The following is a 3,473-nucleotide window of genomic DNA, read 5'->3' as shown; positions in this document are numbered from 1 at the left end:
CAAGGACTTAAGGATGAAGCAATCAATTGCATTTACACCGAGCTTAATCATCGGTGCTACTATCGCATTGTCAGCAGGTTTTAGTACAACAACTTATGCTGCACAGCAGACTGCAGAAAAAGTAGAACGTATTCAAGTAACAGGCTCTCGTATCAAACGTTCGGATATCGAAGGCCCATCGCCAGTACAATCCATCAATAAAGAAGATATCGAAAACATGGGTTATGACAACCTACAGCAGCTTCTTGAAAGAATGCCTGTTGCAGGTAATGGTACCTTTTCAACCCGTGGTAATAACCAAGACTCAACCGCTAATGGTTCAGCTGCCGTCAGCCTTCGTGGCTTAGGGGCTGATGCTACATTGGTACTTATTAATGGTCGTCGTGTTGCTATAAGCGCATTTGCTGAAGGGATCACCAATTCATTTGTTGATATAAACAGTATTCCTGTTTCAGCCATCGAACGTATTGATATTTTAAAAGATGGCGCATCTGCAATCTATGGCTCTGATGCCGTAGCAGGTGTTGTAAACGTTATCTTGAAAAAAGACATTGACGGTGTTGAAGTTAACTTAGGTTATGGCGGCACAGATGGCCCCAACTATGAAGAAACCACAGCCAGCATTGTTTGGGGTACGACGAGTGCAAAAAGTAGTGCGTCCGTTATTATTGACTACTTCAAAAACACCTCTTTATCATCAAACGAAATGGGGCGCTTAGGTACCGCTAATCAATCTCCATATGGTGGTGAAGATTTCCGTTCATCACGTGGCTTCCCTGGCTACTTCTATGTTGATGGCGTTAAAACAATTGACCCTGCGTGTCCTGCAGAAAATGCAACATCAAGTGGCAGTTGTTTATTTGACTATGGCCCATTCGGCTATATTGCACCGGCATCAGAACGTGTAGGTGCTATTTCACAATTTGAATACCGCTTTGATAATGGCATAACGGGCTTCTTAGAAATGGCCGTTCAGCATAACAGCTCAATTGCAGCAGGTGCCCCAACGCCACTTGATGAGGATGCGGGCTTAACAGTACCAGGTAGTCACCCTAATAACCCATTCGGCCAAGATATTGAAATAGGTCGTTACAGAACAGTGGATGCAGGCGCGCGTCAATGGGATATCGAATCAGACACATTACGTTTTGTTGCTGGTTTAAAAGGTGAAATAAACGATTGGAGCTGGGAAACAGCGGTACAAAAAGGTCGTAGTAAGTCATTACAAACTGGGGATCGCTCACAAGGCTGGGTACGCACCGACTTCTTACAACAAGAAATTGATGCGGGTAACTACAACCCATTTGGCGGCACTTACAACGATCCGGCTGTAATTGATAGAATCACAACCAGCTTGGTTCGCCAAGGTGAATCTCATATGACGTCGTTCGATGCTAACATTTCGGGTGAAGCATTTAGCTTTGGTGACGATGTTGTCATGATGGCGGCCGGTATTGAGTACCGTGAAGAAGACGTAACTGATACGCCTGATGATCAATTTCAACGTGGATTAATCTTTGGTACCGAGTCTGTTTCAGCTGCCGCAGAGCGCGACCAGTACGCTGCCTATGTAGAGTTTTCAATTCCACTTGCGGAAAACTTAGAGTTACAACTTGCTGGCCGTTACGATGATTACAGTGACTTTGGCACTACGACAAACCCTAAAGTCGCTTTACGCTGGGCACCTACAGATGAAATCACAATACGTGGTTCATGGGCGCAAGGCTTCAGAGCACCGTCACTTGCACAAGTAGGTTTAGGACCATCTCAGGAAAGTCAGTTCTTTATTGATAACTATCGCTGTGATGCAACAGGTAAAGATTGTGATCCGCTAGATTACAACATTGAATTTGCCGGTAACCCTGATTTAGAAGCTGAAGAATCTGAATCTTGGAACGTCGGCTTTATTTGGGCACCCACAACTGACTTTGGTTTAAGTGTTGATGTGTGGAGTATCACTCAAGATAATAAAATTGATGAGCAAGAGTTTGGTCCAATTTACAACTCAGAGTGTAATAACCAAAATAGTACGGTATGTGTACGCTTACCACCATCAGGTACTGACAGCCTAGGAACTATTCAAAAGATTTTCAGTACTTTTGAAAATGTATCATCACAAGAAGTTTCTGGCGTTGATATTTCAGCAAACTACAATCATTCACTGGATGATTTAGGCTTACTAAAATTCAATTTAGAATGGGCTTACCAAGATAAATTTGAAAAAGATGGTCGCGATTACACTGGTGAATATGGTTACCCAGAGCACCGCTGGATTTTCTCAACAAACTGGGAAATAGGTCAATTCAACACGAACATGAACATTAGTTACGTGGGTGAGTTTGAAGATACGCCGGATATCGATTTCGATGGCAACTTAGACTTCGATAGTAATACATCACGTACTGTTGATTCTCAAGTATTGGTAGATTTACAAACATCATACCGTATTACTGAGTCAGCAAAAATATCTTTAGGTGTTAATAACTTATTTGATGAAGAGCCACCATTTGCAATTGGTGACGGTGATTCAGATCTGTATGGTTACGCATCAGGTGTACACAACCCTCGCGGTCGTTACATTTACACTAAAGTGAGCTTTTCGTTCTAATTAAAAGCAATAAAAAACCGCCAATATGGCGGTTTTTTTATCTTAAACTAAAGGGCTAAATTATAGCTCGCCTTCGTTTTCAGATAAGAATTTAGCGACGCCTTCAGGGCTTGCATCCATTCCTTTTTTACCTTCAGTCCAACCAGCAGGACATACTTCACCGTGCTCGCTGTGGAATGCTAGTGCATCAACCATACGGATCATTTCGTCGATGTTACGACCAAGTGGTAAATCGTTCACTACTTGGTGACGTACGTTACCTTCTTCGTCGATTAGGAAAGAACCGCGAAATGCAACGCCCGCTTCTGGGTGCTCAACGTCGTATGCTTTACAGATTTCGTGTTTAACGTCTGCAACTAGTGCGTATTGAACTTTACCAATACCGCCGTCTGCTACAGCCGTGTTACGCCATGCGTTGTGTGAGAATTGTGAATCGATAGAAACACCAATTACTTCTACACCACGTTTTTGAAATTCTGCATAACGCTTATCAAAAGCAATAAGCTCAGAAGGACATACAAAAGTGAAATCTAGAGGGTAGAAAAAGATTACTGCTTTTTTACCTTTGATTTTTTCGTGAAGGTTATAGCTATCTACAATCTCACCGTTACCTAGAACAGCTGCAGCGGTAAAGTCTGGCGCCTGGCGGCCTACTAATACACCCATTTTATTCTCCAAATATTTTGAGTTTATTGTCAATTGCATACGCAATACTGATAGTAATATGGGCGCTAATTTATAAATTACAATAGCAACCATATATAATTGATGATTATTCTATGGCTATCAAAAATAAATTAACAATCGTATTTATAGATAGCACCGTTCTAAAATAACGAACGCTTAACTAATGAACGGATTTTTA

2 protein-coding genes are annotated in these 3,473 nt (G+C 41.9%); one reads left to right on the top strand and one right to left on the bottom strand.

Going from position 1 to position 3,473, the window contains the following annotated elements; genetic code table 11:
- Nucleotides 1-13: 13 nt before the first annotated feature.
- Entirely contained in the window at nucleotides 14-2,608 is a 2,595-nt protein-coding gene (locus tag P20439_RS11595) for a TonB-dependent receptor (RefSeq protein WP_008467006.1), read from the top strand.
- Nucleotides 2,609-2,668: 60 nt separating this feature from the next.
- On the opposite strand, the gene P20439_RS11590 is transcribed toward P20439_RS11595, so the two are convergent.
- The gene (locus tag P20439_RS11590) at nucleotides 2,669-3,274 is read right to left on the bottom strand and encodes a peroxiredoxin (RefSeq protein WP_008109095.1); all 606 of its coding nucleotides are present in this window, start codon (nucleotides 3,272-3,274) and stop codon (nucleotides 2,669-2,671) included.
- Nucleotides 3,275-3,473: the final 199 nt, after the last annotated feature.

Origin of the sequence: Pseudoalteromonas sp. BSi20439, from assembly GCF_000241165.1 — a bacterium.
Classification (GTDB): domain Bacteria; phylum Pseudomonadota; class Gammaproteobacteria; order Enterobacterales; family Alteromonadaceae; genus Pseudoalteromonas.
This window is presented reverse-complemented; position numbering and strand designations above follow the sequence as displayed.